24 protein-coding genes are annotated in these 26,419 nt (G+C 74.3%); 8 read left to right on the forward strand and 16 right to left on the reverse strand.

Annotation, left to right across the window (positions count from 1 at the left end; genetic code table 11):
- Positions 1 to 41: 41 nt before the first annotated feature.
- Positions 42 to 1,370 (forward strand): GNAT family N-acetyltransferase, encoded by a 1,329-nt coding sequence (locus ASF50_RS14200; RefSeq protein WP_056904832.1) that lies wholly within the window; start codon positions 42 to 44, stop codon positions 1,368 to 1,370.
- Positions 1,371 to 1,456: 86 nt separating this feature from the next.
- Here ASF50_RS14200 and ASF50_RS14205 read toward each other — a convergent pair whose 3' ends face one another.
- From ASF50_RS14205 to ASF50_RS14215, 3 genes are read right to left on the reverse strand one after another with little or no spacing between them, the layout of a single operon-like run.
- Positions 1,457 to 1,828, reverse strand: a complete 372-nt coding sequence (locus tag ASF50_RS14205) for a hypothetical protein (protein WP_056862036.1) — start codon at positions 1,826 to 1,828, stop codon at positions 1,457 to 1,459.
- A complete protein-coding gene (locus ASF50_RS14210) occupies positions 1,825 to 3,024 on the reverse strand; it encodes a fatty acid desaturase family protein (protein ID WP_056862035.1) in 1,200 nt (399 codons plus the stop codon). The genes ASF50_RS14205 and ASF50_RS14210 overlap by 4 nt, the downstream gene beginning before the upstream one ends.
- 49 nt (positions 3,025 to 3,073) lie before the next feature.
- Positions 3,074 to 4,147: a ferredoxin reductase gene (locus ASF50_RS14215; RefSeq protein ID WP_056862034.1), complete on the reverse strand. Its 1,074-nt coding sequence runs from the start codon at positions 4,145 to 4,147 to the stop codon at positions 3,074 to 3,076.
- Positions 4,148 to 4,223: 76 nt separating this feature from the next.
- Here ASF50_RS14215 and msrB point away from each other — a divergent pair, with 76 nt between their 5' ends.
- Genes msrB through ASF50_RS14230 form a run of 3 tightly spaced genes read left to right on the forward strand, consistent with a single transcriptional unit; the run spans position 4,224 to position 6,261 of the window.
- On the forward strand, positions 4,224 to 4,622 hold the full coding sequence (msrB, locus tag ASF50_RS14220) for a peptide-methionine (R)-S-oxide reductase MsrB (protein ID WP_056904833.1): 399 nt from the start codon (positions 4,224 to 4,226) through the stop codon (positions 4,620 to 4,622).
- A 10-nt stretch (positions 4,623 to 4,632) separates the two neighbouring features.
- Positions 4,633 to 5,361 carry a hypothetical protein gene (locus ASF50_RS14225; RefSeq protein ID WP_056904834.1) on the forward strand — a complete coding sequence of 243 codons (729 nt, stop codon included), beginning with the start codon at positions 4,633 to 4,635 and terminating at the stop codon, positions 5,359 to 5,361.
- Entirely contained in the window at positions 5,362 to 6,261 is a 900-nt protein-coding gene (locus ASF50_RS14230; RefSeq protein WP_056862031.1) for an aminotransferase class IV, read from the forward strand. It begins immediately after the preceding gene.
- A 12-nt stretch (positions 6,262 to 6,273) separates the two neighbouring features.
- Here ASF50_RS14230 and hemQ read toward each other — a convergent pair whose 3' ends face one another.
- The 8 genes from hemQ to ASF50_RS14270 form a co-directional block, all read right to left on the reverse strand.
- Positions 6,274 to 6,981 carry a hydrogen peroxide-dependent heme synthase gene (hemQ, locus tag ASF50_RS14235; RefSeq protein WP_056904835.1) on the reverse strand — a complete coding sequence of 236 codons (708 nt, stop codon included), beginning with the start codon at positions 6,979 to 6,981 and terminating at the stop codon, positions 6,274 to 6,276.
- Positions 6,978 to 8,438, reverse strand: a complete 1,461-nt coding sequence (hemG, locus tag ASF50_RS14240) for a protoporphyrinogen oxidase (protein WP_056904836.1) — start codon at positions 8,436 to 8,438, stop codon at positions 6,978 to 6,980. Before hemG ends, hemQ begins: the two co-directional genes overlap by 4 nt.
- A gap of 102 nt (positions 8,439 to 8,540) precedes the next feature.
- Positions 8,541 to 9,059 (reverse strand): flavin reductase family protein, encoded by a 519-nt coding sequence (locus tag ASF50_RS14245; RefSeq protein WP_056904837.1) that lies wholly within the window; start codon positions 9,057 to 9,059, stop codon positions 8,541 to 8,543.
- The gene (locus ASF50_RS14250) at positions 9,056 to 9,607 is read right to left on the reverse strand and encodes an NADPH-dependent FMN reductase (protein ID WP_200920163.1); all 552 of its coding nucleotides are present in this window, start codon (positions 9,605 to 9,607) and stop codon (positions 9,056 to 9,058) included. The genes ASF50_RS14245 and ASF50_RS14250 overlap by 4 nt, the downstream gene beginning before the upstream one ends.
- A complete protein-coding gene (locus ASF50_RS14255) occupies positions 9,604 to 10,776 on the reverse strand; it encodes an LLM class flavin-dependent oxidoreductase (RefSeq protein WP_056904838.1) in 1,173 nt (390 codons plus the stop codon). Before ASF50_RS14255 ends, ASF50_RS14250 begins: the two co-directional genes overlap by 4 nt.
- Before the next feature lie 15 nt (positions 10,777 to 10,791).
- Positions 10,792 to 12,024 (reverse strand): SfnB family sulfur acquisition oxidoreductase, encoded by a 1,233-nt coding sequence (locus ASF50_RS14260; RefSeq protein WP_056904839.1) that lies wholly within the window; start codon positions 12,022 to 12,024, stop codon positions 10,792 to 10,794.
- Positions 12,021 to 13,169 carry a dimethylsulfone monooxygenase SfnG gene (gene sfnG, locus ASF50_RS14265; protein WP_056904840.1) on the reverse strand — a complete coding sequence of 383 codons (1,149 nt, stop codon included), beginning with the start codon at positions 13,167 to 13,169 and terminating at the stop codon, positions 12,021 to 12,023. Before sfnG ends, ASF50_RS14260 begins: the two co-directional genes overlap by 4 nt.
- A gap of 153 nt (positions 13,170 to 13,322) precedes the next feature.
- Entirely contained in the window at positions 13,323 to 14,663 is a 1,341-nt protein-coding gene (locus ASF50_RS14270; RefSeq protein WP_082503184.1) for an acyl-CoA dehydrogenase family protein, read from the reverse strand.
- Positions 14,664 to 14,775: 112 nt separating this feature from the next.
- Between ASF50_RS14270 and ASF50_RS14275 the strand changes: the two genes are divergently transcribed.
- Together ASF50_RS14275 and ASF50_RS14280 are read left to right on the forward strand one after the other, a co-directional pair.
- Positions 14,776 to 15,714 (forward strand): LysR family transcriptional regulator, encoded by a 939-nt coding sequence (locus tag ASF50_RS14275; RefSeq protein ID WP_056904841.1) that lies wholly within the window; start codon positions 14,776 to 14,778, stop codon positions 15,712 to 15,714.
- Positions 15,711 to 16,649, forward strand: a complete 939-nt coding sequence (locus tag ASF50_RS14280) for a DUF4349 domain-containing protein (RefSeq protein ID WP_056904842.1) — start codon at positions 15,711 to 15,713, stop codon at positions 16,647 to 16,649. The genes ASF50_RS14275 and ASF50_RS14280 overlap by 4 nt, the downstream gene beginning before the upstream one ends.
- On the opposite strand, the gene hemE is transcribed toward ASF50_RS14280, so the two are convergent.
- Complete coding sequence (gene hemE, locus ASF50_RS14285; protein WP_200920165.1) at positions 16,618 to 17,667, reverse strand: uroporphyrinogen decarboxylase; 1,050 nt, start codon at positions 17,665 to 17,667, stop codon at positions 16,618 to 16,620. The genes ASF50_RS14280 and hemE overlap by 32 nt on opposite strands.
- A gap of 71 nt (positions 17,668 to 17,738) precedes the next feature.
- Here hemE and ASF50_RS14290 point away from each other — a divergent pair, with 71 nt between their 5' ends.
- Complete coding sequence (locus ASF50_RS14290) at positions 17,739 to 18,365, forward strand: DUF3000 domain-containing protein (protein ID WP_056904844.1); 627 nt, start codon at positions 17,739 to 17,741, stop codon at positions 18,363 to 18,365.
- Positions 18,365 to 19,654 carry an HRDC domain-containing protein gene (locus ASF50_RS14295; protein WP_056904845.1) on the forward strand — a complete coding sequence of 430 codons (1,290 nt, stop codon included), beginning with the start codon at positions 18,365 to 18,367 and terminating at the stop codon, positions 19,652 to 19,654. The genes ASF50_RS14290 and ASF50_RS14295 overlap by 1 nt, the downstream gene beginning before the upstream one ends.
- Positions 19,655 to 19,657: 3 nt before the next feature.
- Here the strand turns inward: ASF50_RS14295 and ASF50_RS14300 are convergent, their stop codons facing one another.
- The 4 genes from ASF50_RS14300 to hrpA form a co-directional block, all read right to left on the reverse strand.
- Entirely contained in the window at positions 19,658 to 21,037 is a 1,380-nt protein-coding gene (locus tag ASF50_RS14300; RefSeq protein WP_162242252.1) for an ABC transporter substrate-binding protein, read from the reverse strand.
- Between the two features lie 129 nt (positions 21,038 to 21,166).
- Positions 21,167 to 21,682 (reverse strand): type II toxin-antitoxin system PemK/MazF family toxin, encoded by a 516-nt coding sequence (locus ASF50_RS19935; protein ID WP_082503185.1) that lies wholly within the window; start codon positions 21,680 to 21,682, stop codon positions 21,167 to 21,169.
- A 169-nt stretch (positions 21,683 to 21,851) separates the two neighbouring features.
- Positions 21,852 to 22,448 carry a hypothetical protein gene (locus ASF50_RS14310; protein WP_235557671.1) on the reverse strand — a complete coding sequence of 199 codons (597 nt, stop codon included), beginning with the start codon at positions 22,446 to 22,448 and terminating at the stop codon, positions 21,852 to 21,854.
- 40 nt (positions 22,449 to 22,488) lie between these two features.
- Entirely contained in the window at positions 22,489 to 26,400 is a 3,912-nt protein-coding gene (gene hrpA / locus ASF50_RS14315; RefSeq protein ID WP_235557672.1) for an ATP-dependent RNA helicase HrpA, read from the reverse strand.
- Between the last annotated feature and the right edge of the window lie 19 nt (positions 26,401 to 26,419).

Genomic DNA, 26,419 nt, shown 5'->3' on the forward strand with positions numbered 1-26,419 from the left:
CCCGGTCGTGGCGGGCGGCGCACGCGCCGTAGCGTGACCACGTGCGCCCCGACCCCCTCTCCGATCCCCCTGCCGACCCCCACGCCGACCCCCACGCCGACCCCCATCCCGACCTGGTCTTCGACCAGCTCGACGTCCACAGCACCGACGCGGGCGTGCTCTCCCGCCTGCGGGCGTATGCCGACGCCTGGAGCCTGGGCTTCCACGAGGGCGGGCTCGACGACGACAAGCACCGCCGCTGGCTGGAGTCGACCCGCGCCGACGACGCGGTGCTGCGGGCGGTGTGGCCGCGCACCAGCCGGGTGGCGGGCACGCCGGCGCCGGTCGGCACCTTCACCAGCTGGCAGCAGCAGGTCAACGTCGGTGGCGGGCGCCTGCTGCCGCTGCACATGATCACCGACGTCACCGTGGCCCCCACCCACCGCCGCCGCGGCCTCCTGCGCCGGCTGATGGGCGAGGACCTCGCCGAGGCCGCCGACCGGGGGCTGCCGCTGGCCGCCCTCACGGTCTCGGAGGGCTCCATCTACGGCCGTTACGGCTTCGGCGTGGCCACCCGCCGCCGGCGCATCGAGGTCGACCTCACGACCCGCTTCGCCCTGCGCGACCAGGTCGAGGACACCGGGGCGCTCGAGCTGGCCACGCCCGCCGAGGCCTACCCGGTGTGCCGCGCGGTCTTCGAGCAGGTCCTGGCCACGACGCGGGGCATGGTGGCGCGCCCGGCCCACCACGCGGTCCACGACAGCGGTGAGCACGACTGGGAGACCGGTGGCCCCGACCGCGCGTCGCGGGTGGCGGTGCACCTCGACCCCTCGGGCACGCCCGACGGCTACGTCCGCTTCCGTGTCAAGGACACCGACGGCGGGCTGGTGGAGGTGCGCGACCTGCAGGCCCTGACCCCGCAGGTGCACCTGCGGCTGTGGCGCTTCCTCGCCGACCTCGACCTGACCGCGAAGGCGCGCGCCATCGCCCCGGTCGAGGACCCGCTCGACCTCGCGCTCACCGACCCCCGGGTCGTCACCACCACCGAGGTGCGCGACGTGCTGTGGCTGCGCGTGCTCGACCCGGTCGCGGCGCTGGAGGCGCGGCCGTGGAGCGACGACGCGACGGTCGTGCTGGGCGTCGACGACCCGCTCGGTCACGCCGCGGGGACCTTCCGGGTCACCACCGAGCAGGGACGGGCACGGGTCGAGGCGACCGACGAGACGCCCGGCGTGCGGCTCGGCGTCGACACGCTCGGCGCCCTCTACCTCGGCGACCGCTCCGTGCTCACCGCGGCCGCCGCGGGTCGGGTCACCGGGTCCGACGTGGCGACGTGGGCCGCGATGGCCGACCACGCCGGTCCGGCCCCCTGGAACACCACCGGCTTCTGAGCGCCGCCGCCGGGGTCCGACACCGCGGGACCGGGGCTCCCCCCGGATGTCCCGGCTCCCGCGGCGCGGGGTCGGTGGGGCGGCCCTCAGCCGCGGGAGGCCTCGCCCAGCAGCGAGTTGGGGCTGAAGACCGGTCGGCGGTCCTCGTCCTCGGCGGTGGCGCGCACGAACTCGAAACCCGACGTGGTGACCACCCGCCAGTGGTCGACCCGGGCGGCCAGGTCGGCCGCGCACGTCAGGTGCAGGGGCGGGGCGTGGAAGGCGTTGCGCCCGATCTCCAGGTCGTCGCCGACGAAGGCCACCGGGCGCCCCAGCGACTCCGCGCAGGCCCCGCAGATGCGGCTCAGGGCGCACTGGGTCACCCGGCGGGCCACGAGCTGGAGGTCGCCGGCGTCGTCGCGCTCCCAGGCGAAGGGAGCGTCGACGGCGTCGACGTCACGGCTGAGGCCCCGGATCATGACGCCTTCCGCGACCAGCCGCCCAGCTCGGCGCGGCGCGAGGGACGCTCGGCGTCGCTCTTGCGGCCGCGCTCGACCGGGGCCCGGTCGGGGCTCGGGGGCTCGGGCTTGTCGGAGGTGGTGAAGCCGTTGGGCACCGAGAGCTTGATGATGGTGCGCAGCGCCTGGCCGTACTGCTTGTGCAGCGGCCCGATCGTGTAGGGGATGTCGTACTTGTCGCACAGCGCGCGGACCTTGACCGCGATCTCGCCGTAGCGGTTGCTCGGCAGGTCGGGGAAGAGGTGGTGCTCGATCTGGTAGCCCAGGTTGCCCGACATGATGTGCAGCAGCGGGCCGCCCTCGAAGTTGGCCGCGCCGAGGATCTGGCGCAGGTACCACTCCGCACGGGTCTCGTCCTCGATCTCCTCCTCGGTGAAGTGCATCGCACCGTCGGGGAAGTGGCCGCAGAAGATGATCACGTAGGACCACAGGTTGCGGGTCACGTTGGCCGTGGCGTTGGCGGTGAGGGTCGTGCGCCAGTGCGGCCCGCTGAGCGCGGGGTAGACGACGTAGTCCTTGAGCACCTGGTTGCGGCCCTTGCGCCAGATCTGCCCGAGCTGGCGCTTCATCTCCTTCGGGTCCTTCTTGCCCTTGCGGATGGCCTCGATGTCGAGGTCGTGGAGGGCCACGCCCCACTGGAAGAGGCTGGCGAGCAGCGCGTTGTAGACCGGCTGGCCGAGGTTGGCGGGGTGCCACTTCTGCTCGCGGGCCATGCGCAGGATGCCGTAGCCGATGTCGTTGTCGTGGCCGAGCACGTTGGTGAACTGGTGGTGCACGTAGTTGTGGGAGTGCTTCCACTGCTCCGCGGGCTGGGCGGTGTCCCACTCCCAGTTGGAGGAGTGGATCTCGGGGTCGTTCATCCAGTCCCACTGGCCGTGCATGACGTTGTGGCCGATCTCCATGTTCTCCAGGATCTTGGCCACGCCGAGCATCGCCGCCCCGGCCGCCCAGGCGGGCTTGCGGTGCGAGGCGAGCAGGGTGACGCGGCCGGCGAAGGCCAGGCCGCGCTGCACCTTGATCATCCGGTTGATGTACGCCGCGTCCGCGGCCCCGCGCGACTCCTCCACCTCCGCGCGGATCGCGTCGAGCTCGCGGCCGATCTGCTCGACCTCCTCGTCGGTGAGGTGGGTGTACTCCCGGACGTCCGAGATGGCCATGGGTCCTCCAGTGGGTGCAGCGGTGCGGGGGGCTGGTGGGTCGGGTGGGTCAGATGTCGAGGGTGCAGTCGCCGGCGGCGGCGGTCACGCAGGTCTGGATCTGCTCGTTGGGCTGGGCGTACTCCTCGCCGTTGCGCAGGTCGCGCACCGCGCCGGAGACGAGGGTGACGGTGCAGGTGTGGCAGATGCCCATGCGGCAGCCGTAGGGCATGCCCACGCCCGCCTGCTCCCCGGCCTCGAGCACGGTGGTAGCGCCGTCGGCGTCCACCGTCTTGCCGGAGTTGCGGAAGGAGATCGTGCCACCTTCGCCGCCGGCGTCGCCGAGCTTCAGCGAGAAGCGCTCGAGGTGGAGCCGCTCGGCGACCCCCTCGGCCTCGAAGTGCTCGCTGAGCGCGTCGAGCATCGGGCCGGGTCCGCAGGCCCACGTCTCGCGCTCGCGCCAGTCGGGGCACACGCGGTCGAGGTCGGCGGGCGCCAGCATGCCCTCGGTGTCGGTGTGGAGGCGGTGCACGGACAGGCCCTCGTGGCCCTCCTCGAGCCGGTCGAGCTCGTCGCGGAAGATCATCCGCTCCGCCGTCGGCGAGGAGTAGTGCATGACGACGTCGGGCATCGAGCCACGGCGGTCGAGCGTGCGCAGCATCGACATCACCGGGGTCACCCCGGAGCCGGCCACGAGGAAGAGCATCCGCGCCGGCGGGGGGTCGGGGAGCACGAAGTCACCCTCGGGCAGCGCGAGGCGCACGATCGTGCCGGGGGCCAGGCCGTTGACCAAGTGCGAGGAGAGCAGGCCCTCGGGCATGGCACGCACCGTGATCGCGATGGTGCGGCCGCTGCGCTTGGGCGCGGAGCTCACCGAGTAGGAGCGCCACTGGTACTTGCCCTCGACCTGCACGCCGATGCCGACGTACTGGCCGGGCTTGTGGTCGTAGCGCCAGCCCCAGCCGGGCCGGATCACCAGGGTGGCGGCGTCCTCGGTCTCGGGCACGACCTTCTCGATGCGGCCGCGCAGCTCGCGGGTCGACCACAGCGGGTTGACCAGCGAGAGGTAGTCGTCGGGGTGCAACGGGGTGGTCAGCTTCGAGCCCGCCCTGCGGACCCGCTCCCACGGGATCGTCCCTGCCATCGGGCCAGTGAACAGGCGTTCTCCCACTCGCGTCAACGGGTCGGAGGGGTGAACCTCCCCGACGTACTGTGGGGGTATGACCTACTCCGTTGAGAAGACCGACGCCGAGTGGCGCGAGCAGCTCTCCCCCGACGAGTACGCCGTCCTGCGCAAGGCCGGCACCGAGCGGGCCTTCACCGGCAAGTACACCGACACCGAGACCACGGGCGTCTACCGCTGCAAGGCCTGCGAGGCCACGCTCTTCGAGTCCGACACCAAGTTCCACTCCGGCTGCGGCTGGCCGTCGTTCTACCAGCCGATCAGTGACACGATCGAGTACATCGAGGACACCAGCCACGGCATGAAGCGCGTCGAGGTCCGCTGCGCCAGTTGCGGCTCCCACCTGGGCCACGTCTTCCCCGACGGCTACGGCACCCCCACCGGCGACCGCTACTGCATCAACTCCATCAGCCTCACGCTGGAGGAGAAGGCGTAGGTCGGTCGGCGTGACTCTCCGGGTCGCCATGTGGTCGGGGCCGCGCAACCTCTCCACGGCCCTGATGCGCAGCTTCGAGCACCGCGCCGACTGCACCGTCGTCGACGAGCCGCTCTACGCCGCCTACCTCGCCACGACCGGTCTCGACCACCCCGGCCGCGACGAGGTCATCGCCTCCCAGTCGACCGACTGGGAGGCGCTGGTGCGCGAGCTGACCGCGGGCCCGGTGCCCACGCCGGTGCAGTACCAGAAGCACATGACCCACCACGTGCTCCCCGACCTCGACCAGGGCGCCCTGACCGGGCTGCGCCACGCCTTCCTCGTGCGCGACCCCGAGCGCGTGCTCACCTCCTACGCCAAGGTGCGCGAGGAGCCGACGCTGGAGGACCTCGGCCTGCCGCAGCAGCTGGCGCTCTTCGAGCGCTTCGGCGGCCCGGTGGTCGACGCCGCCGACGTGCTCCGCGACCCGCGCGGCACGCTCACGGCCCTGTGCGCCGCGCTCGGCCTCGCCTTCGACGAGGCGATGCTGTCCTGGCCCGCGGGCCCGCGCGACACCGACGGCGTCTGGGCTCCGCACTGGTACGCCGGGGTCGAGGCCTCCACCGGCTTCGCCACCTCCTCCCCCGGCGGGCACGACCTGCTGCCCGAGCGCCTGGCGCCGCTGCTCGAGCGCTGCCGCCCCTTCTACGACGCACTGGCCCCCCACCGGCTGCGCCCCGCCACCGACCAGGAGTCCTGAATGCTGCAGCAGTTCGACCCCCGCAACGCCGACCTCCAGGTCAACGTCGGCGGCCGGATCACCCACCGCGACGAGGCGGCGGTGAGCCCCTTCGACTCCGTGGTGCAGGGCGGCGACGCCGTCTGGGAGGGGCTGCGGCTGCACCGGGGCCGGATCTTCGCGCTCGACGAGCACCTCGCCCGGCTGCGCCGCTCGGCCAAGGCGCTGGCCTTCGCCGAGATCCCCTCCGACGCCGAGATCGTCGAGCAGCTGCGCCGCACCCTGGCGGCCAACGACATGCACGACGACGTGCACGTGCGCCTCACGCTGACCCGCGGGGTCAAGGTCACCAGCGGCATGGACCCCCGGCTCAACACCTCCGGGCCCACGCTCATCGTGCTCGCGGAGTTCAAGTCACCGGTCTACGACGCCTCCGGCATCACCCTGGCGACCTCCTCGGTGCGCCGGCACCGCGCCGACTCCCTCGACCCCAAGATCCACCACAACAACCTGCTGACCTCGATCATGGCCAAGGTCGAGGCCACGGTGGCCGGCGCCGACGACGCCCTCATGCTCGACGACGCGGGCTTCGTGGCCGAGACCAACGCCACCCACGTCTTCCACGTCGCCGGCGGCCGCGTGCGCACCTCCACGACACGGGCGTGCCCCGAGGGCATCACCCGCGAGACGGTGCTCGGGCTCTGCGCCGACCTCGGCCTGCCCACCGAGGTGTGCGAGCACTCGCTGGTGGAGCTCTACACCGCCGACGAGGTGTTCGTGACCGGCACCATGGGCGGGGTCACGCCGGTGGTCGCGATCGACGGGCGCACCATCGGCGACGGCGCGCCCGGCCCGGTCGCCGCGCGCATCTCCGCGGCGTACGCCGAGCTCACCGCCCGCTCCGGCACCGTCGTGGCCTGAGCCGGCCGCCGCTCAGGGCAGGCGCTGGACCAGCTCGGCCACCGGCACCAGGGCGCCGGTGTAGAACGGGATCTCCTCGCGCACGTGGCGGCGCGCGCGGCTCGCGCGCAGGTCGCGCATGAGGTCGACGATGCGGTGCAGCTCGTCGGCCTCGAAGGCGAGGATCCACTCGTAGTCGCCGAGGCCGAAGGAGGCGACGGTGTTGGCGCGCACGTCGGGGTAGGGCCGCGCCTGCATGCCGTGCTCCTTGAGCATGTCGCGGCGCTCCTCGTCGGGCAGGAGGTACCACTCGTAGGAGCGCACGAAGGGGTAGACGCAGACGTGGCGCTTCGGCTCCTCGTCTGCGAGGAACGCCGGCACGTGCGACTTGTTGAACTCCGCGGGCCGGTGCAGCGCCATCTGCGACCAGACCGGCACCAGGCGCGAGCCGAGCGCGGTGCGGCGGAAGCGGTGGTAGGCCGACTGCAGGGCCTCGGAGTCGGCGGCGTGCCACCAGACCATGACGTCGGCGTCGGCGCGCAGGCCGGCCACGTCGTAGACGCCGCGCACCACGACCCCCTCCTCGGCCAGCTCGGCGAGGAGCTTCTCGACCTCGGCGCCCTCGGCCTCGCGGTCGGCGTCGCCGAGCACCCGGTCGAGACGGAAGACCGACCACGTGGTGTAGCGGATGGAGTCGTTGATCTCGCGCAGCCGGGCGGCGTTGGTCTGGGTGTCGCTCATGGCTCCATCATGCCGCGCGGGGCCTCGTCGGCCCACGTGACCCTGGTCGCCAGCAGCTCGCGCACCGCGCGGTGGGCCGAGCCGACGGCCGCGGGGATGCCGACCCCGTCGTAGGCCGCGCCGCAGACCGCCAGGCCCGGCACCTGCGCGACCGCGGCCCGCACCCGTGCGACGCGCGCGACGTGGCCCACGGCGTACTGCGGCAGCCCGCCGCCCCAGCGCTGCACGTGGGTGTCGACGGGGCGGGCGTCGAGGCCGGTGAGCCCGCGCAGGTCGGCCAGCGAGGCGGCGACGAGCTCGGCGTCGTCGGCCTGGAGGGTGCGCTCCTCGCGGTGGCGGCCCAGCGAGGTGCGCAGCAGCAGCACGTCGTCACCGTCGACCAGCCCGCGGCCGGCCTCGCGCACCCACGCCCACTTGGAGAAGGAGTACGTCGCCGCCTTGATCCGGCGGCGCTCGACCGGCGGCACCAGGAAGCCCGACGTGTCGGCGGCCGCCAGGGCCGGGGCGTCGGCCGCCCGCACGGCCAGGGTCACCACCGCCACCGAGGCCGTCTCCACCGCGGCCAGCTCGCTCGCGGCGGCGGGCGCCACGTCGGCGAGCAGCCGCGCGGTCGGTGCGGGCGGGGTGGCCAGCACGACGAGGTCGGCGCGCAGCAGCTCGGGGTCGGTGGTGGGGCCGAGCAGCAGCTCGAGGCCCTCGGGCGTGCGGCGCAGGCCGCGCACGGTGGTGCCCGTGCGCACGCGCAGCCCACCGGCGGCGACCACCGCGTCGGGCAGCGCCCCCATGCCGCCGGACAGCCCCGCGAAGACCGGGCCGGCGTACGTCGTGGGCACCGCGCCGCCGTGGGTGACCACCGAGCCGCGGGCGGCCAGCGCCACCAGCTGCGGCACGGCGGCGCGCGCGGAGATCTCACGGGCCAGACCGGAGTAGACCCCGCCGAGCAGGGGCTCGACGAGCCGGTCGGTCACCTCGGGGCCGAAGCGGGCGTCCACGAGGTCGCCGACGGTGACGTCGGCCCCCGGGTCGCCCGGGTCCCCCAGGTCGCTGGCGGGCAGGTCGACCTCCCGGGCGGCCCGGGCCAGGCCCTCGGGCGAGAGCACGCCGGAGGCCTCGAGCGCGGCCAGGTCGAGCGGCACCCCCATGAGCGAGCGTGGCAGCGGCCGCATCGCCCCGCGGCTGTGGATGCGCGAGCTGACCACGGCCGGGTGCTCGACCTTGAGCCCGACCGCGCGGGCCAGGTCGACGCCCTCGGCTCGGCGGTTGAGCATCGCCTCGGCGCCGACGTCGACCAGCGCCCCGGCGACCTCGTGGCGGAGCAGCTTGCCGCCGACGCGGTCTGCGGCCTCGAGCACGACGACCTCGTGGCCGGCCTCGGCCAGGTCGCGGGCCGCGGCGAGGCCGGCGATGCCGCCGCCGACCACCACGGCCAGGGCGCGGGGGGTGCCGGGTGCAGCCATGCCACCAGCGTCTCAGAGCGGCCCACGCCGCGACGACCGGGTGCGGGGTCGTCGCGGCGTGGGAGTCGGGGGGTGGAGCCGGGGCAGCGGCAGGGGGGGGGCTCAGGCCGAGGCGGCCATCCGTCCGAAGCCGCTGCGGTGGAAGACCAGCGGGGCGTCGGCGACCGCGCCGTCGACCGACTCCACGGCGTGCAGCTGGAGCAGCACGATGGTGTGGTCGCCGGCCTCGACCTCGCGGTAGAGCGAGCAGTCGAAGCGGGCCAGGCCCTCGTCGAGGGTCACCGCGCCGTCGTCGGTGGTGGAGATGTCGATGCCGGTGAAGCGCTCGTCGACCGGCCCGGCGAGCTGGCGGCAGACCCCGCCGTGGTGGTCGGCCAGCACGGTGACGCCGAGGTGGTCGGCGCGGCGCAGGTCGGGCCAGGTCTTGGAGGTGTTGGCGATCGAGAACGACACCAGCGCCGGCTCGAGACTGACCGAGGTGAACGAGCTCGCGGCCAGCCCGACCGGGCGTCCGTCGACCTGCGCGGCCACGGCGACGACCCCGCTGGGGAAGATGCCGAAGGCCTCGCGCAGGCGCTGGGGGTCGAGGTCCTGGTTGGTGGAGAGGGCGGTGACGCTCATGCGGGGGCTCCTGTCGGGAGGTGGGGGTGGAGCGCGAGGTGCGGCGCGGGGTCGAGCAGGGCGGCCACGCGGGGCCGCGCCGTCGCGAGCCAGTCGGCGTAGGCCGCCGGGTCGTCGTGGTGCTGGTCGAGCACGTAGAGGCCGCGCACCGGCACGGTGGCGCCGAGCTCGGTGAGCACCGGGCGCAGGGTGAGCTCGGGGGCCAGGGCGTGCGCGGGGCCGGCGCCGAGCATCAGGGGCACCGCGACGCCGCGCAGGCCGGTGCCGGCGGCGAAGCGGTCGAGGAAGAGCTTGAGCAGACCCGTGTAAGTGGCCTTGTAGGTCGGGCAGGCCACCACGACGAGGTCGGCCTCCCCCACGGCCTCGACGAGGTCGGCGACGACCGCGCTGGACCAGTCGAGCAGGGCCGGGCCGAGCTCGGCGAGGTCGACGGTCAGGTCGGGCTCCTCCCCCGACAGCTCACGGGCCAGCAGCGTGGCGGCCCCGAGCGTGCGCGAGCGCGGCTTGGGGTTGCCGACCACCACCGCCACGCGGGGGCGGGCCGTCACGACGCCGCCGTGCGGCCGGCGGCCTGGAACGGCACGGCGGTGTTGTGGTGCACCGGCGGGGCCGGGTGCTCCCACAGGCCGCGCTCGGCCAGAATCGGCAGCACGCCCTCACCGAAGTGGTAGGCCCCCTCGAGGTGGGGGTAGGCGGAGAGGACGAACTCGTCGATGCCGACGGAGTGGTACTCCTCGATCCGGTCGGCGACCTGCTCGTGGCTGCCCACGAGGGCCGTGCCCGCGCCACCGCGCACGAGGCCCACGCCGGCCCAGACGTTGGGGTGGATCTCCAGGTCGTCCTTGCTGCCGCCGTTGAGGTCGAGCATGCGGCGCTGGCCCTCCGACTCGCTCTTGCGCAGGCCCTCCTGCACGGCCTTGATCGAGGCCGGGTCGATGCCGGCGAGCAGGCGGTCGGCCTCGGCCCACGCCTCCTCGGCGGTGTCGCGCACGATGGTGTGCATCCGGATGCCGAAGCGGATCGGGCGCTCGGCACCGCGTCCCTCCTCGGCCGCGAGCTTCCGGATCCAGTCGACCTTCTCGGCCACCGCGGCCGGCGGCTCGCCCCAGGTGAGGTAGACGTCGGCGTGCTTGGCCGCGACCCTGCCGGCCGCCGGCGAGGAGCCACCGAAGTAGATCGCGGGCACCGGGTCGGGGATCTGACCGAGCTTCGCGCTCTCGACCTGCAGGTGCTCACCGGCGAAGTCGACCGTCTCGCCGGCCCACAGCCGGCGCACGATCTCGAGGAACTCGTCGCAGCGGGCGTAGCGGGCCTCCTTGTCGAGGAAGTCGCCGAACATGCGCTGCTCGTGGCTCTCGCCACCGGTGACCACGTTGAGCAGCAGCCGGCCGCCGGTGAGGTTCTGGAAGGTGCCGGCCATCTGCGCGGCGAGGTAGGGCGCGACCAGCCCGGGCCGGAAGGCGACCAGGAACTTCAGCCGCTCGGAGACCTGGCTCAGCATCGCGGTCGAGAGCCAGGCGTCCTCGCACCACGCACCGGCCGGGGTGAGCGCGGCCTCGAAGCCCATCTGCTCGGCGCCGCGGGCGATCTGGCCGAGGTAGGGCACGTCGGCGGGTCGACCCGACGGCCCGGCGCTCACGCCGTGGCCGCCGCCGACGACCTGGCGGCCGTCACCGCCGTTGGTGGGCAGGAACCAGTGGAACGTCAACGGGCTCATGGGGGGTTCTTCCTCTCAGATCTGACCGTGGTTGGGCGGCAGCGTGCCCTCGAGGGCGTGGTGCCCGAGGTGCTGGACCTTCCAGCTCGCGGGGTCGTGGAGCGTGTGGGTGCGGGCGTTGCGCCAGTGGCGGTGCAGGTTGAGCCCGTCGAGGGCCGAGCGGGTGCCGGCGACCTCAAAGAGCCGGCTGGACACCGACACCGACACCTGGGTGGTCGAGGCGCGCGCGGCGGCCACGGCGAGGCTGGCCGCCCCGACGCTCTCGACCGTGAGGTGGTCGTCGGCCCGGTCGACGGCGCGCCCGGCCTCGGCCACCAGGGCCTCCGCACCGCGCACGGCGAGGTCCATCTCGCCGAAGGCGTGCACGACCAGCGGGTCGTCGGCGGCCCGCTCCACCCCGGCGTCGGGGTAGGGCCGCGACATCGTCGTGACGAAGCTCGCCGCGTCCTCGACCGCCGCGCGGGCGATCCCGGCGTCGATCGCGGCGTGCAGGAGCTGGGCGAAGGCGCCGTAGGTCTGCGGGCCCTCGAAGGTCAGGTGGTAGGGCGTGATCCGCGAGTCGTCGACCGCCACGCCCTCGAGGCGCACCGTGCCGCTGGCGGTGGTGCGCTGGCCCATGCCGGCCCAGTCGTCGACGACCGTGACGCCCGGGGCGGTGCGCTCCACCCACGCGACGTGCATGGGGCCGTCCTCGCCGAGGTGGGCGAGCACGGGGATCCAGTCGGCGAAGAGCGCGCCGGTGCTGTAGCCCTTCTCGCCGTCCAGGCGCCAGGTGCGGCCGCCCTCCGCCGTGGGTCCGGTCGTGGCGGTGGTCTCGGTCAGGGTGGTGCGGTGCTCGCGCACGTGCTTCGTGCCGACCTCGGACTGGGCGTTGCCCAGCCGCCGCCCGCGCAGCACCTCGCCGAAGAAGAACGCCTGCTGGGCCGGCGTGCCCTGGTGGCGCAGCGCGTTGACGTAGACGAAGTGGCTGTGCGGCACCTGGGCCACGCTGGGGTCGCCCGCGGCCAGCAGGCGGAAGACCTCGGCCACGACCTCCACCGGCAGGTCGGCGCCGCCGTGCTCGGCCGGCACCGTGATCGCCAGCAGCCCCGAGGCCGACAGCAGGTCGAGCTCCGCGGCGGGCAGCACCCGCTCCGCGTCGCGGCGTACGGCGCCCTGCGCCAGCTCGCCCGCGAGGTCGGCGGCGACGCGCAGCGCGGCGTCGGCGTCGAGCACGGGCACCGTCGCGGGGGCGGTCAGCGTCGTCATCGGCCGACCCTCGCGAGCTCGGCGGCCTCCAGCTCGCGCACGATCGGCAGCACCTCGCGGCCGAAGTGCTCGACGTCCTCGATGAAGTGCAGGAAGCCGAGCAGCATCATCTGCACGCCCTGCCGCTTGTACTCCATGATCCGGTGGGCGACCTGCTCGGGCGTGCCCACCAGGCCGGTGCGGAAGCCGTCGTTGTACTGCACGAGGTCGGAGAAGTCGGAGTCCTGCCACATGCCCTTCTTGTCACCCGTCGACTGGCCGGCCTGCTTGACCGCGGAGCCGAAGCCCTCGACGGCCTCCACGTCGGCCTGGTCGATGATGTCGTGCAGCACCTGGCGGGCCTCGGCCTCGCTGTCGCGGGCGACCACGAAGCCGTTGACGCCGAACTTCACGGCCCCCTCGGGGCGGCCGTTGACCCGGGCCACGTCGGTGACGTCGCGGACCTGCTCGGCGACGCCCTCGGGGGTGTTGCCGTTCATGAAGTACCAGTCGGTGACCCGCCCGCCCATGCCGCGGGCGTCGGTGGAGTTGCCGCCCATGAAGATCTCGGGGTGGGCCCGGCCGGGCACCTCCAGCGGCTTCGGCTTCAGGTCGAAGTCGTGCAGGCGGTAGAAGTCGCCCTGGTGCTCCGCGTGGTCGCTGGTCCAGATCTCGCGGACGTAGCGGATGAACTCCTCGGCGCGGCGGTAGCGCTCGCCGTGCTCGAGCCACGGCTCGCCAAGCCGAGTGAACTCGTCCTTGAACCAGCCGGAGACGACGTTGATCGCGGCGCGCCCGCCCGAGATCTGGTCGGCGGAGGCGATGAACTTGGCGAGCACGCCGGGCTGCCAGAGGCCGGGGTGCACCGCGGCGATGACGTTGAGCCGCTCGGTGGCGAGCAGCAGCGCGAGCGACAGCGAGGTCGACTCGTGCTGGTAGGCCGCGCCGTAGGAGGCCATATAGCGCACCTGCGACAGGGCGTACTCGAAGCCGCTGTCCTCGGCGACCTTGGCCAGGCGCTTGTTGTACTCGTAGCTCCAGTCGGTGCGCTGCTCGATCTTGCTGACGACCAGGCCGCCGCTGACGTTGGGCACCCAGTAGGCGAACTTCAGCGGCTCGTGACCCGGCTGCACGCCGGTCTCGCCGCGGGTCTGCTGCACGGTCATGGGGACTCCTCGTGGTCTCTCGCGGCCGAAGCCGCTTATGTCGATAAGATTGCTGGACAATGGGCCGGGATGCAAGGCGGGACCCCCGGGAGCCCCACCGGAAGCGGCGACGGGGTGACAGGCACCGCCTCTCACCGCCCGTCACCGATCACGTCACCGGTCGCGCCGCGTGGCCCCGATCGACCAGGCGTACGGCGGGGTCGCTCCGTTGACGAGGTGGTCGCCGACCACCCGCGCCTTGAGGATCCGGGGATTGTGCGACGACACCGTGCGGGCGTTGCGCCAGTGCCGGTCGAGGGCCCGACCGCGCGCGGTGGCCGAGGCGCCGAGGGTGTCGAAGAGGTCGTTGGTGGCGCGCAGCACGAGGTCGGTGACGACGACCTGCGCGGTGGACGACTCGATCTCGCCGACCTCGACCAGTCGCCGGGTGCGCTCGGGGTCGCCGTGCGCGGAGTCGGCGACGGCCTGGAGGGCCTCGGCGACCCGCAGCGTGGCGGCCTCCGCGGCGTAGACGGCGGCGGCGATCTCGCCGATGCGGGCGAGCACCTGCGCGTCGTCGCGCACCCGGGCGGCGTTGGCGTGGGAGTAGTTGCGCTCGCGGCGGCGCACCTCGGTGACCGCGTCGGCGAGCGCGGCACGCCCGATCCCGGCGAGGGTCGCGAGCAGGTTGAGCTGGTAGAGCGCGGTCTGGTGCGGGAAGCGCTCCTCGAAGGCGAGCACGTCCTCGGCGGGCACGCGCACGGCGTCGAAGCTCGTCGTGCCACTGCCGGTGCCGCGCTGGCCGAAGCCGTCCCAGTCGTCGACGACGCTGACCCCGGAGCGGCGGGTGTCGACGATCGCGATCGCGAAGTCGTCGGCGACCCCGCCGCCGGGCCCCTCGCCCTCGGCGCCCTCGTCACGCAGGGCGTAGACGTCGACCCACTCGGCGTAGATGGTGCCGGTCGTGTAGTACTTCGTGCCGTCGAGGCGGTAGTCGCCGCCCGCGAGGCGGGTGAGCACCGTGCGCTGCGTGCCGATCTCGGTGGCACCGACCTCCGACCAGGCGTTGCCGGCGATCTCGCCCGCGGCGAACCGGTCGAACCACCGCGCCTGGTCGGAGCCGCGGGCGTGCTGCCACAGCCGGTCCTCGACGAGGGCGAAGTGGCCGCGGAAGGCCTGCGGGAGGTTGCTGTCGACCGCCGCGAGCTCGATCCACAGCTGAGTCACCTCCGGCAGCGACAGCCCCTCCCCGCCGTGCTCGCGCGGCACGCGCACCGCGCCGAAGCCGGCCGCCTTGAGCCAGGCGACCTGCTCGACCGGCAGCTCGCCGTCGAGCTCGCGCCCGACGGCCCCGGCCGCGATCCGCTCCCACAGCGGGGCGTAGGTCGCGCGCAGCCCCGCCAGGCGCGGGGAGTCGACGGCGACGTGGGGCACGAACGGCACGGCGGCCTCCCGGGCGGGGGCACGCCCCACGGACGACCGCGCGGCGGGCTGGACGGACGGCTGGACAGACATGGGCGCTCCTCGGCTACAGTCATGACACGGTTTGTCTACTGACTTTGTCGACTATGACGTCGAGGAGCCCCGGGGGCAAGCCGACACCCGCCCCTCCCAGGAAGGATCCCCGGTGCGCATCGAGCAGCTGGAGTACCTCGCCGCCGTCACCCAGCACGGCTCCCTGCGCCGCGCCAGCGAGCGACTGCACATCTCCCAGCCGGCGCTCAGCGAGGCGGTCAGCAAGCTCGAGCGCGAGCTCGGCGTGACGCTGCTCGACCGGCGCCGCTCCGGCGCCCGGATCAGCCGCCAGGGCCGCGACCTGCTGCAGAACATGGTCGACGTGCTCGAGGCCGTCGACCGGCTGCGCACCGCCGCGGGCGACCAGACCGCCTCGGCCCGGCTCATCCGGCTCGGCACGGTCAACGCCGCCACCTCCAGCCTGCTCGTGCCGGCCGTGCGCGGACTGCAGGACAGTCACCCCGGCACCACGGTCGAGGTGATGACCATGCAGCAGGCAGAGATCGACGCCGGCCTGCACGAGGGCTCCCTCGACCTCGGCCTGGTCAACGTGCTCTCCGGCGACGACACCCCCACCGACCTGGTCGGCACCGACCTCCTCCACGGGCGCCCGGTCGCCGTGCTCCCGGCCGGTCACGCGCTCACGGCGTACGCCGAGGTGGGCGTCGACCAGCTGCGCGCCGAGCGGTTCGTCACCATGCGCGCGGGCTACCTGATGCACCGCTTCGCCCACCGACTGTTCGCCGGCCACATGCCGGCCACCTGCCACAGCACCGACGGCGCCGAGCTCGGCAAGGTGATGGTCGCCGAGGGGCTGGGTCTCACCGTGCTGCCCGACTACAGCGTCGTCGACGACCCCCTCGAGCGCGCGGGCCTCCTCACCACCCGGCCCATCGCCGGCGACCGCACGGTGGTGTCGCTGGTGCTGCGCCACCGCGCGCCCGACCGGGTGCCGGTGCAGGTGCGCGAGCTGCGGGGCCTCCTGGTCGACCTGGCGCGCCGGCGCAGCAGCGGAACCACCCTGGCCGTCGCGGCGTCCCAGGGGGCATGACCCGACGCCACCGCAGCGCCCCGGCCGCCCTGCCGACCGCTCTCCTGCTCGCCCTGCTCCTCGGCCTCACCGCCTGCTCCGGCGGCGGCTCCGACGAGGCGTCCGGCGCCGGCAGCACCGCCGACACCGCCGCCGACGCCGCCGCCGACGCCGTCGGGCCCGAGTCGGCCCTGTCCTCGGCGGTCGAGGGCGGCTCCGGCAGCAGCACCGCCCGCGCCCGGCCCGCGGCCGTCGAGCCGGCCACACCGGCGATCATCTCCACCGGCAGCCTCGAGGTGCGCGCCGACGACGTGGCGGCAGCCCGCGACGAGGTGCAGGACGTGCTCGACCAGACCGGGGGGACGGTCGCGGAGGAGCGGTCGACCAGCGACGAGGACGGCGCCGTGGAGTCGACCCGTCTGGTGCTGCGCGTGCCGAGCGAGGACTTCGCCGTGGCGATGGAGGCCCTGGAGGGCATCGGGATCACCGAGGACTCGCGCCGCGCGAGCGAGGACGTCACGACGCAGGTGGTCGACAACGAGGTGCGGGTGCGGGCCCAGCGCGCCAGCATCGCGCGCATCGAGGCCCTGCTGGCGCGGGCCGAGACCATCGGCGCCGTCATCAGCATCGAGGGCCAGCTGACCCGTCGCCAGGCCGACCTCGACTCGCTGCTGGCCCAGCAGGCCTACCTCACCGACCAGACCTCGCTGTCGACGATCACGGTCAGGCTCGCCCGCACGCCTGACCCGTCCTCGGACCAGCGGCCCGAGGAGGACCGGTCGGGCTTCCTGGCCGGGCTGGGCGCCGGCTGGGACGGCCTGTCGTCGGTGGCGGTGGGTGCGGCCACCGCGCTCGGCGCCGTGCTGCCCTTCGCGGTCGTCGCGCTGCTGCTCGGCGTGCCGCTCGCGCTGCTGGTGCGCTCGCTCAGAGCGGGTAGGACTGCACGAACTCCGTGAGCCGGGCCAGCTGGTCGGGGTCGGTGGAGGGGATCACGCCGTGCCCGAGGTTGAAGACGTGCCCCCGGGCCGCGCGGCCGGCCTCGATCACCTCGGCGGCGCGCGAGGTCATGACGTCGGTGGGGGCGAAGACCAGCGTCGGGTCGAGGTTGCCCTGCACGGCGCGGTCGCCGACCTGGCCGATGGCCTGCGTCAGCGGCGTGCGCCAGTCGACGCCGACCACGTCGGCGCCGGCCTGACCCATCAGGCCCAGCAGGTTGGAGGTGCCGACCCCGAAGTGGATGCGCGGCACGCCCAGCGCGCCGGCCCGCTCGAGCACGCGGGCCGAGTGGGGCATGACGTGCTCGACGTAGTCGGCCGGGGTCAGCGCGCCGGCCCAGGAGTCGAAGAGCTGCACGGCCGAGGCGCCGGCGGCGACCTGCACCTCGAGGTAGGCCGCGGCGATCCCGGCGATCTTGGCCATGAGCGCCTCCCACACCTCGGGGGCGCCGAACATCATGGCCTTGGTCCTGGCGTGCTCCTTCGACGGCCCACCCTCCACGAGGTAGGAGGCGACCGTGAACGGCGCGCCGGCGAAGCCGATCAGCGGGGTGGCGCCGAGCTCGCCGACGAGGCCCTGCACGGCCTGGGTGATGAAGGGCACGTGCTCGGGGGTCAGGTCGGGGATGGCGGCGACGTCGGCCAGCGTGCGCACCGGCTCGGCGACCACCGGGCCGATGCCGGGCTTGATGTCGAGGTCGACGCCGACGGCCTTGAGCGGCAGCACGATGTCGGAGAAGAAGATCGCCGCGTCGACGCCGTAGCGACGCACCGGCTGCAGGGTGATCTCGACCACCAGGTCGGGGTCCATGCAGGACTCGAGCATGCCGACGCCCTCGCGCACCCGGAGGTACTCGGGGAGGCTGCGGCCCGCCTGGCGCATGAACCACACCGGCGTGTGGGGCACCGGCTCCCCCCGGACGGCCTTGAGGAAGGCGCTGTCGGCGAGGTCCTGCGCGGGCGCGGTGGCAGTCGTCACGGGCACAAGGGTCGCACTCCCCCCGGCGTGTTCGCACATCGGTTCGAGTCCCGCCGACCTACTGTGGCCCCATGGTCGTCCGCCAGGAGACGCGCCCGGGTGCGGGCGCGGACGCGCAGCCCCCCGAGTTCCGGCAGGCTGTCGCCAGCATGCAGGGGGCGCGGCTGCGCCCCGAGGTGCTGTGCGAGCAGATGCCGGCGCCGCAGCGGATCGCCCCCTACGCCTCCGCGCTGTCGGCCGACGTGACGGTCGACGGCACCGACGTCGGCACCGGGCGGATCATCGTGCTCCACGACCCCGACGGCAACGACGCCTGGGAGGGCACCTTCCGCTGCGTCGCCTACGCCCGCGCCGACATCGACGTCGACCTCGTGGCCGACCCGATGCTGCCCGAGGTCGGCTGGTCCTGGCTGGCCGAGGCGCTGGAGTCCCACGGCGCCGCCCACCTGGCCGCGTCGGGCACCGTGACGACGGTGACGACCGAGAGCTTCGGCGGCATGGCCGAGGAGGGCCGCACCGCGCAGATCGAGGTGCGCGCCTCGTGGACCCCCGCCCTCGGCGACGACGGCGCCCCCGACCTCGCCCCGCACGTCGAGGCCTGGGGCGAGCTGCTGTGCACCGCCGCGGGCCTGCCGCCCGTGCCCGACGGGGTCACGATGATGCCGAGCCGCCGCGGGCAGCGCGGCCCCACCCGCTGATGACGGACGAGCCCGACACCACCCCGATCCCCGAGCAGGCCCCCGAGCAGGCTCCCGAGCTGCCGCTGCTGACCCTGCGCGACGGCCTGCCGCCGCTCACCGACACCGACGCCGGCCTGCGCGAGGTCTGCGCGTCGCTCGCCGCCGGCACCGGCCCGGTCGCCATCGACGCCGAGCGCGCGTCGGGCTACCGCTACTCCGGTCGCGCCTACCTCATCCAGCTGCGCCGTGAGGGGTCCACGACCTTCCTCGTCGACCCGATCGGCCTGTCGAGCCTGGCCCCGCTCCAGGAGGCGCTGGCGGGCACCGAGTGGATCCTGCACGCCGCCACCCAGGACCTCCCCTGTCTCACCGAGCTCGGCCTGCACCCCGACGCGCTCTTCGACACCGAGCTCGCGGGCCGGCTGCTCGGCTACCCCCGCGTCGGGCTGGCCACGCTCGTCGAGACGCTGCTGGGCGCCCGGATGAAGAAGGAGCACTCCGCGGTCGACTGGTCGACCCGGCCGCTGCCCGAGCCGTGGCTGGAGTACGCCGCGCTCGACGTCGAGGTGCTCGTCGAGCTGCGCGACCGGCTCGCCGCCGAGCTGGTCGAGGCCGGCAAGGACGAGTGGGCGCGCCAGGAGTTCGACGCGCTGCGCGGCTTCGCGCCCACACCGCGGGTGGATCCCTGGCGGCGTACGTCGGGCCTGCACCGGGTGCGGGGACGACGCTCGCTGGGCGCGGCCAAGGCGCTGTGGGAGGCGCGCGACGAGATCGCCGAGCAGCGCGACGTGACGCCGGGGCGCATCATCCCCGACGCCGCCATCGTGGCGGCCGCGACCGCGATGCCGGAGGACCGGGCGGCCCTGCTGGGCACCAAGGGCTTCCACGGCCGCGGCGCGGAGCGCTACTCCAGCCGCTGGATCGCCGCCGTGCGCGGCGCCGCCGAGGCCGAGGAGAAGGACCTGCCGACGCGCTCGCCGCGCTCCGACGGCCCGCCCCTGCCCCGCGCGTGGGCCGAGCGCGACCCGGTCGCCGCCCGCCGGCTCCAGCTCGCCCGCGAGCAGATGGCGGCCCTCGCCGAGGAGCAGCACCTCCCGGTCGAGAACGTCCTCACCCCCGACTACCTGCGCCGCACCCTCTGGGACCCGCCGCACACCCGCGAGCCCGCGGCCCTCGCCGAGGCGGTCGCCGCCCTGCTGAGCGGCTACGGCGCACGTCCGTGGCAGGTCGCGCTGGCCGAGCCGGTGCTCACCGCCGCGATCCTCGAGGCCGACCTCCCCGTGGAGGAGCCGGTCGAGGAGGACTGAGCCTCACTCCTCCTCGGAGTCGTCCTCCACGGGCTGCTCCAGCACCTCGCGCGACTCCTCGTCGATCTGCGTGGTGAGCTCGTCCAGCGGCAGCACGCCCGGCGCGCTGACCAGCTCGCCGATGGTCGGGTCGACCGCGGCCTGGAGCTCGCTGTAGGTGTCGAGCAGCGGCGGCAGCACCATGAAGCGGTTGGTGTAGGTGAAGACGCCCGCGCTGGCCGGCTGTTCGTCGGTCTGCAGGAAGTCCTCCGAGAGCGCGACCTCCTGGTTGGCCGGCACGAGGTGCCCGGCCCGGGTGACCACGGCGACCTCCGGCGAGGAGATCATGTGGACCAGGAAGTCGGCCGACTCCACCAGGCTCTCGGTGTCGGGGTCCAGGCACAGCCCGGTGAGGTCGCCGATGGTGGCGGTGGTGTCGAGGGTCGGCATCGGCAGCACGTCGAAGTCGAGTCCGTCGACCTCGCGCAGCTCCGGCACGAGGTCGCGGAAGCCGGCGATCATGCCGACCTTGCCGCGCTTGAACCACTCCAGCCCGGAGGCCTGGTCGAGCTGGTCCTGGCTGAGGGTCAGGCGCGGGTCGCGCAGCACCTCGAGGGTCGTCTCGAGCGCCTCGCGGGTGTCGTCGCTGGAGAAGTCCAGCGACGTCGGCTGGTCCTCGTCGTCGAAGACCTCTCCTCCCCCGGCGTAGACGAAGGGCGAGAGGCCGCGCAGGGTGGGGTCGATGTAGACGCCGCGGGTGCCGCGGCGCGGCTTGGCCGCGAACTCCGCGGCCGCGCGGAACTGGTCGAAGGTGAAGCGCGAGTGCGACTCCGGCGGCACCGAGATGCCGCGCTCGGCCATGGTGTCGAGGTCGACGAGGTCCTCGTTGTAGTAGATGACCATCGGGGAGACGCCGTAGGGCATGCACTGCAGCTTGAGGTCGGCCGAGAACGCCTCCTGGGCGTCGCGGGAGTAGACGTCGCCGAAGGAGACGTCGCGCTCGTCGAGCAGCTCGTCGACCGGACGGGTCCAGCCCTGCTCGCGCAGCCAGGTCAGGTCGCGGCGCGAGGCGAGGTAGACGTCGGGCACGTCGGTGCCGCGGCGCAGCGCGGCGACGAAGGCCTCGCGGGTGGGCCAGGAGCGCAGCTCCACGCGGCTGGCGTCGGAGACCTGGTTGAACTGGCGCACGGCCTGCTGGTAGGCGCTGATCTCCTCCGGGGCGCCCCAGGCGCCGAAGGTCAGGTCGACCTGGGGCACCTGCGAGGCCTGCCCGGTCGGCTCCGGCTGCGGGGCGGGGGCGTCGCCTCCCTCGTCGGAGCATGCGGCCAGCCCGAGGGAGGCGCCGAGCGCGAGCACTGCCAGGAGCGACGTACGCCGCCGGCCCGATCGTCCGAACCTGCTCACCGACACCCCGTCCCGCGCTCCGACACTGCCTGAGACACCCGTGGGGCGCCGCGGGTCAGCCTACCGAGCGGGTCCTCAGGGGTGTGGCGCGGCCTCGGCCGGGCCGTGCCGGGCCGTCTCGGGGCCCGCTCAGCGCCAGCCGTGCAGCGCCCGCGCGGCCGCGACGACCTCGTCGAAGCGCGCGCGGTCGAGCGCCGCGCCCTCCCGGCGCACCGAGGCGGGGTCGAGGTCGAGCAGCCGGTCGAGCCGCACCTCGCTCGGGCGGCCCTCGCGGTCCCACCCGCCGGCGCCGACGTCGAGCCAGTGCCGGCCGTGGCGCGCCTCGTCGGCGGCGTCGCGGTCGTGGTCCTTGCTGGTGAGCATGAGCGCCACGAGCCGCCGCCCGCGCGCCGCGCGGGCCAGGACCAGCACCGGGCGGTCCTTGCCGCGCCCGTCGTCCTCCTCGTAGGGCACCCACGCCCAGACGACCTCGCCGGGGTCGGGGCGGCCGTCGGCCCGTGGCGCGTAGTCGAGACGGGGCCCGGACCGAGGGCCGGACCGAGGGCCCGACCGGGGCCCGGGGGACGACCCGGGCCGGGGAGCCGGGCGGGTGCTCCGGCGCAGGGCACGGACGACGCGGAGGGCGGTGCTCAGACGGGAGCTCATGGCCGCCACGCTAGTCGGAGCACGCCGGACCGGGAGCGCCTCACGGCGCGTGGCCGCTCGTAGCGGCTTATTGTGGGACCCGGGGCTGCCGCGGCCCGGCGTGCTCCTGGGTCAGAGTTTAACGACCCGAGGCCCGTCGTCCAACCGCACCGCTCCCGCGGGAGCCGGCTCAGGCCAGGCGCGAGGCCAGCTCGGCGTGGCCCGCGGCCTCGAGCTGCTCGGAGAGCCCGAGCATGCGCTGCACCTCGGCGTCGGTGCGCTCGGGCAGTCCGGCTCGGCCGGTGGCGACGACCCGGGAGAAGGCCGCAGCGCGGAAGAGCACGTCGGCGAAGTCGCCGGCGACGATGCCGCGCAGCACCTGGTCGACCATCGCCTGCAGGCCCTCGGGCGTCGGCGGGTCGGCGACCCCCGCGACGACCCGCGCCACCTGGGCGCGGGCCCGCCCGGCCTCGAACTCGCGCGCCACCGCGGTCGGGTCGGCGTGCACCCACTGCCGCAGCACGAAGAGCCGCCGCAGGCAGCCGGCCAGCGAGTCGGCCGGCGAGCCGGCCCACACCTCGGCGATGGTCTCGATGCCCTCGGTCTCGGCGAGGTGCAGCAGCCGCTCGGCCACGGCGTCGTCACGCGAGTCGGCCGCGCCGCGCACCAGCAGGTGGGCGGCGCGGTCGGCGGCCTCGCTGACCATCGCGGGGTCGTCGCCGCCGACGAACTCGTCGAAGAAGGCCCCGGCCTTGCGCATGGGCCGGTGGTGGGGGCGCTGGGTCACCCGCTCGACACTACGCCCGGGCTGTGCGGCCGCGGACCGGTCAGCCCAGGGCCTTGCGGATCCGCTGGTCGCTGACCGGCACGGCGGTGCCGAGCTGCTGGGCCCACAGCGAGACCCGCCACTCCTCCAGCAGCCACCGCACCTGGCGCAGCGCCTCCCCCGGCGGGCGGCCCGGCGCCAGCGCCTCGGTCCGGTGCGCCCACGCGGCCTGCAGGTCGGCCACCTGGTCCATCAGCAGCCGGTCGCGGTGCGCCGCGGCGCCGCCCTGGTCGAGACGGGCCCGGCGCTGGTCGAGCGCGGCGAGGTAGGTCGGGTAGCGCCGCAGCCAGGTCGTGCCCGCCTCGGCGACGAACCCGCGGTGCACCAGCCGCGCGAGCTGGGCCCGCATGTCGGTGAGGGCCGGGAGCATGGCCATGTCGGCGCGGCCGGACAGCGACTTCTCGGTGCGCCGCCACGCGTCGAGCACGCGCACCACGTCTCCGAGCACGGCGCGCAGGTGGGCCTCCTGGTCGCGGCCGGCGGCCTCGCGCAGGGCGGCGTACGCCTCGGGGGTGCGGGCCGGCGGGCGGGCGTCGACGACGGCCTGCACCACGGCGGCGCGGCAGTCCTCGAGCAGCTCGGCGACCGAGGCGTAGGGCGAGCCGGCCAGCCCGAGCTTCTCGGCGTTGGTGAGCGAGTCGAGCACCCGCTTGACCGGCGAGGGCAGCTCGAGCAGCAGCAGCCGCGCGACGCCGAGGCGGTGGCGGGCGTCGCGCTCGTCCTCGGAGCCCGCGACCGCGAGCCCGACGCTGGCGCCCTCGTCGACCAGCCCCGGGAAGCCGCGGACCTCGTGGCCGGCGCGGGTCTGCACGAAGGAGGGCTCGATGGTGCCGAAGGTCCAGCCGGTCTCACCGCTGCGGGCGACCCCGGAGTCGGCGGCGACCTCGGCCATGGCCTGGGCGAAGCGCGGGCGCAGCGGCTCCTTGAGCGCCTCGAGGTCCTTGCCGCGGGCCTGCTCGGCCCCGGTGTCGTCGACGACGCGGTAGGTCGGTCGCAGGTGCTCGGGCACCTTGGTCCAGTCCCACGCCTCGCGGGGCACGACGACGCCGGTGGTCGAGCGGCACCAGCGCTCGAGGGCGTCGAGCAGCGGCTCCTCGCCCGCCGGCACCTCGCGCAGGAAGTCGCGGGCGCGGTCGGGGGCGGGCACGAAGCTGACGCGCAGGTTCTTCGGCAGGCTGCGGATCAGGCTGGTGACCAGCTCCTCGCGCAGCCCGGGCACGACCCAGGAGAAGTCGTCGGCCCCGACCCGGTTGAGGGTGGTGACGGGCACGTCGATGGTGAGGCCGTCGTCGGCGGCGCCCGGCTCGAAGTGGTAGGCGATGGGGAACGTCAGACCCTCGTCGGCGGCCCACTGCTCGGGGTAGTCGGCCTCGCTGACCTCGGCGGCCGCGTCGTGGGTCAGCATCGCCGGGTCGAAGGTCAGCAGGTCGGGGCGGCGGCGGCGCTCCTGCTTCCACCACTGCTCGAAGTGCGAGCCGCTGACGACGTCGGGGCCGATCCGGGCGTCGTAGAAGTCGAAGAGGGTGTGCTCGTCGACCACGATGTCGCGGCGCCGGGCGCGGTGCTCGAGCTCGGCGGCCTCCTCGAGCAGGCGCAGGTTCTCGGCGTAGAAGCGGTGGCGGCCCGAGGTGAGCTGCGCCCACTCGCCGTAGACCAGCGCGTGGCGGATGAAGAGCTCGCGCGAGAGCTCCTTGTCGACCTTGCCGTAGGCCACGAGCCGGTCGGCGACCAGCGGCACGCCGTAGAGGGTCGCCCGCTCGTAGGCCACGACCGAGGCGCGCTTCTTCGACCAGTGCGGCTCCGACCAGGTGCGCTTGACCAGGTCGCCACCGAGGCGCTCGGCCCAGGCCGGGTCGAAGCCCGCGGCCTGGCGGGCCCAGAGACGGCCGGTCTCAACGAGCTCGGCGGCCATGACGTACTGCGGGGGCTTCCGGGCCAGTCCGCTGCCGGGGAAGATCGCGAACCGGGCGCCGCGCGCGCCGAGGTACTCCCGCATCGGGCGGCGACCGGTGCGCGCCTTGGCGCCCGGGGCCTCCTTCTCGCGCTCCTCCAGCAGGCCGATCTGCGACAGCAGACCCGACAGCAGGGCCTGGTGGATGCCGTCGGCGTCGGGCTGGTCGGCGGGTCGGCCGACCTCGATGCCCATCTCCTTGCAGACCTGGCGCAGCTGCGACTCGAAGTCCTGCCACTCGCGCACCCGCAGGTAGTTGAGGAACTCCCGCTTGCACATGCGGCGGAAGGCGCTGCCGGAGAGCTCGCGCTGCTGCTCGCGCAGGTGCGACCACAGGTTGAGCCAGGTCAGGAAGTCGGAGCCCTCGGCCTTGAAGCGGGCGTGGAGCTGGTCGGCCTGGGCCTGCTGCTCCGCGGGGCGCTCGCGGGGGTCCTGCAGCGACAGCGCGGCCGCCACGACGAGCATCTCGCGCACGCAGCCGAGCCGCTCGGCCTCGAGGATCATGCGGCCCAGGCGCGGGTCGATCGGCAGCCGGGCGAGGCGCTGCCCGAGCCGGGTCAGCCGCCGGGCCTCCGGGGCGCCGGTCGAGGGCAGCGCGCCGAGCTCCTCGAGCAGCTGCACCCCCGACTGCACGTTGCGCCGGTCGGGGGGCTCGACGAAGGGGAAGCGGGCCACGTCGCCGAGACCGAGGCTGGTCATCTGCAGGATGACGCTGGCCAGGTTGGTGCGCAGGATCTCGGGGTCGGTGAACTCCGGGCGCGCCTCGAAGTCCTCCTCGGAGTAGAGCCGGATCGCCACGCCGGCCGCGACGCGACCGCAGCGCCCGGAGCGCTGGTTGGCCGAGGCCTGGCTGATCGCCTCCACCGGCAGCCGCTGGACCTTGGTGCGCAGCGAGTAGCGGCTAATGCGCGCGACGCCGGTGTCGACGACGTAGCGGATACCGGGCACGGTCAGCGAGGTCTCCGCGACGTTGGTCGCCAGCACGATGCGGCGCCCGGTGTGGGAGCTGAAGACGCGGTGCTGCTCGGCGGCCGAGAGCCGGGAGTAGAGGGGCACGACCTCCGTGCCGCCGCCGCGGGTGCCCTGGGTGGCCTCGGTCAGCGCCTCGGCGGTGTCGCGGATCTCCCGCTCGCCGGGCAGGAAGACCAGGATGTCGCCGGGTCCCTCGGCGAAGAGCTCGCGGCAGGCCTCCACGATCGCCTCGGTCTGGTCGCGCACGACGACCTCGCCGTCCTCGTCCTGGTCGTCGCCCGCCTCCTCCGGCAGCACCATGAGCGGGCGGTAGCGGACCTCGACGGGATAGGTGCGCCCCGACACCTCGATGATCGGGGCCGGCTTGCCGTCGCGGTCGGCGAAGTGGGCGGCGAAGCGCTCGGGGTCGATGGTCGCCGAGGTGATGACGAGCTTGAGGTCGGGTCGCTGCGGCAGCAGGCGGCGCAGGTAGCCCAGCAGGAAGTCGATGTTGAGCGAGCGCTCGTGGGCCTCGTCGATGATGATCGTGTCGTAGCGGCGCAGCATGCGGTCGCGCTGGAGCTCGGCGAGCAGGATGCCGTCGGTCATCAGCTTGACGCGGGTCGCGCGGGTCGTGCGGTCGGTGAAGCGCACCTGGTAGCCGACCACCGACTCCTCCCCCAGCGGCTGGCCGAGCTCGTCGGCGATCCGCTCCGCCACCGACCGGGCCGCGATCCGGCGCGGCTGGGTGTGGCCGATCAGCCCGCCCGAGCTGCGCTCCTTGCCGTCGCGGCCCTTCCTCGTCGTACGCCGGCCGCGGCCGAGCTCGAGGCAGATCTTGGGCAGCTGCGTGGTCTTGCCGGAGCCGGTCTCCCCGGCCACGATCACGACCTGGTGGTCGCGGATGGCCTGCGCGATGTCGTCGCGGCGCTGGGTGACGGGGAGCTCGGCGGGGTAGGTGATCGAGAGCTCGGGCGGCGCCTGCTCTCCGGCCGGGCGCGGGGAGGACATGATGCTCCCCATTCTGCCT

The organism is Nocardioides sp. Leaf307, from assembly GCF_001423135.1.
GTDB classification, from domain to species: Bacteria; Actinomycetota; Actinomycetes; order Propionibacteriales; family Nocardioidaceae; genus Nocardioides; species Nocardioides kribbensis.

Excerpts from the sequence above, each read along its gene's own strand:
- ASF50_RS14205 (WP_056862036.1), bottom strand. The coding sequence starts at position 1,828 with ATGATCCGGGGCCTCAGCCGTGACGTCGACGCCGTCGACGCTCCCTTC.
- ASF50_RS14210 (WP_056862035.1), bottom strand. The coding sequence starts at position 3,024 with ATGGCCATCTCGGACGTCCGGGAGTACACCCACCTCACCGACGAGGAG.
- ASF50_RS14215 (WP_056862034.1), bottom strand. The coding sequence starts at position 4,147 with ATGGCAGGGACGATCCCGTGGGAGCGGGTCCGCAGGGCGGGCTCGAAG.
- msrB (WP_056904833.1), top strand. The coding sequence starts at position 4,224 with ATGACCTACTCCGTTGAGAAGACCGACGCCGAGTGGCGCGAGCAGCTC.
- ASF50_RS14230 (WP_056862031.1), top strand. The coding sequence starts at position 5,362 with ATGCTGCAGCAGTTCGACCCCCGCAACGCCGACCTCCAGGTCAACGTC.
- hemQ (WP_056904835.1), bottom strand. The coding sequence starts at position 6,981 with ATGAGCGACACCCAGACCAACGCCGCCCGGCTGCGCGAGATCAACGAC.
- hemG (WP_056904836.1), bottom strand. The coding sequence starts at position 8,438 with ATGGCTGCACCCGGCACCCCCCGCGCCCTGGCCGTGGTGGTCGGCGGC.
- ASF50_RS14245 (WP_056904837.1), bottom strand. The coding sequence starts at position 9,059 with ATGAGCGTCACCGCCCTCTCCACCAACCAGGACCTCGACCCCCAGCGC.
- ASF50_RS14255 (WP_056904838.1), bottom strand. The coding sequence starts at position 10,776 with ATGAGCCCGTTGACGTTCCACTGGTTCCTGCCCACCAACGGCGGTGAC.
- ASF50_RS14260 (WP_056904839.1), bottom strand. The coding sequence starts at position 12,024 with ATGACGACGCTGACCGCCCCCGCGACGGTGCCCGTGCTCGACGCCGAC.
- sfnG (WP_056904840.1), bottom strand. The coding sequence starts at position 13,169 with ATGACCGTGCAGCAGACCCGCGGCGAGACCGGCGTGCAGCCGGGTCAC.
- ASF50_RS14270 (WP_082503184.1), bottom strand. The coding sequence starts at position 14,663 with ATGTCTGTCCAGCCGTCCGTCCAGCCCGCCGCGCGGTCGTCCGTGGGG.
- ASF50_RS14280 (WP_056904842.1), top strand. The coding sequence starts at position 15,711 with ATGACCCGACGCCACCGCAGCGCCCCGGCCGCCCTGCCGACCGCTCTC.
- ASF50_RS14290 (WP_056904844.1), top strand. The coding sequence starts at position 17,739 with ATGGTCGTCCGCCAGGAGACGCGCCCGGGTGCGGGCGCGGACGCGCAG.
- ASF50_RS14295 (WP_056904845.1), top strand. The coding sequence starts at position 18,365 with ATGACGGACGAGCCCGACACCACCCCGATCCCCGAGCAGGCCCCCGAG.
- ASF50_RS19935 (WP_082503185.1), bottom strand. The coding sequence starts at position 21,682 with ATGAGCTCCCGTCTGAGCACCGCCCTCCGCGTCGTCCGTGCCCTGCGC.
- hrpA (WP_235557672.1), bottom strand. The coding sequence starts at position 26,400 with ATGTCCTCCCCGCGCCCGGCCGGAGAGCAGGCGCCGCCCGAGCTCTCG.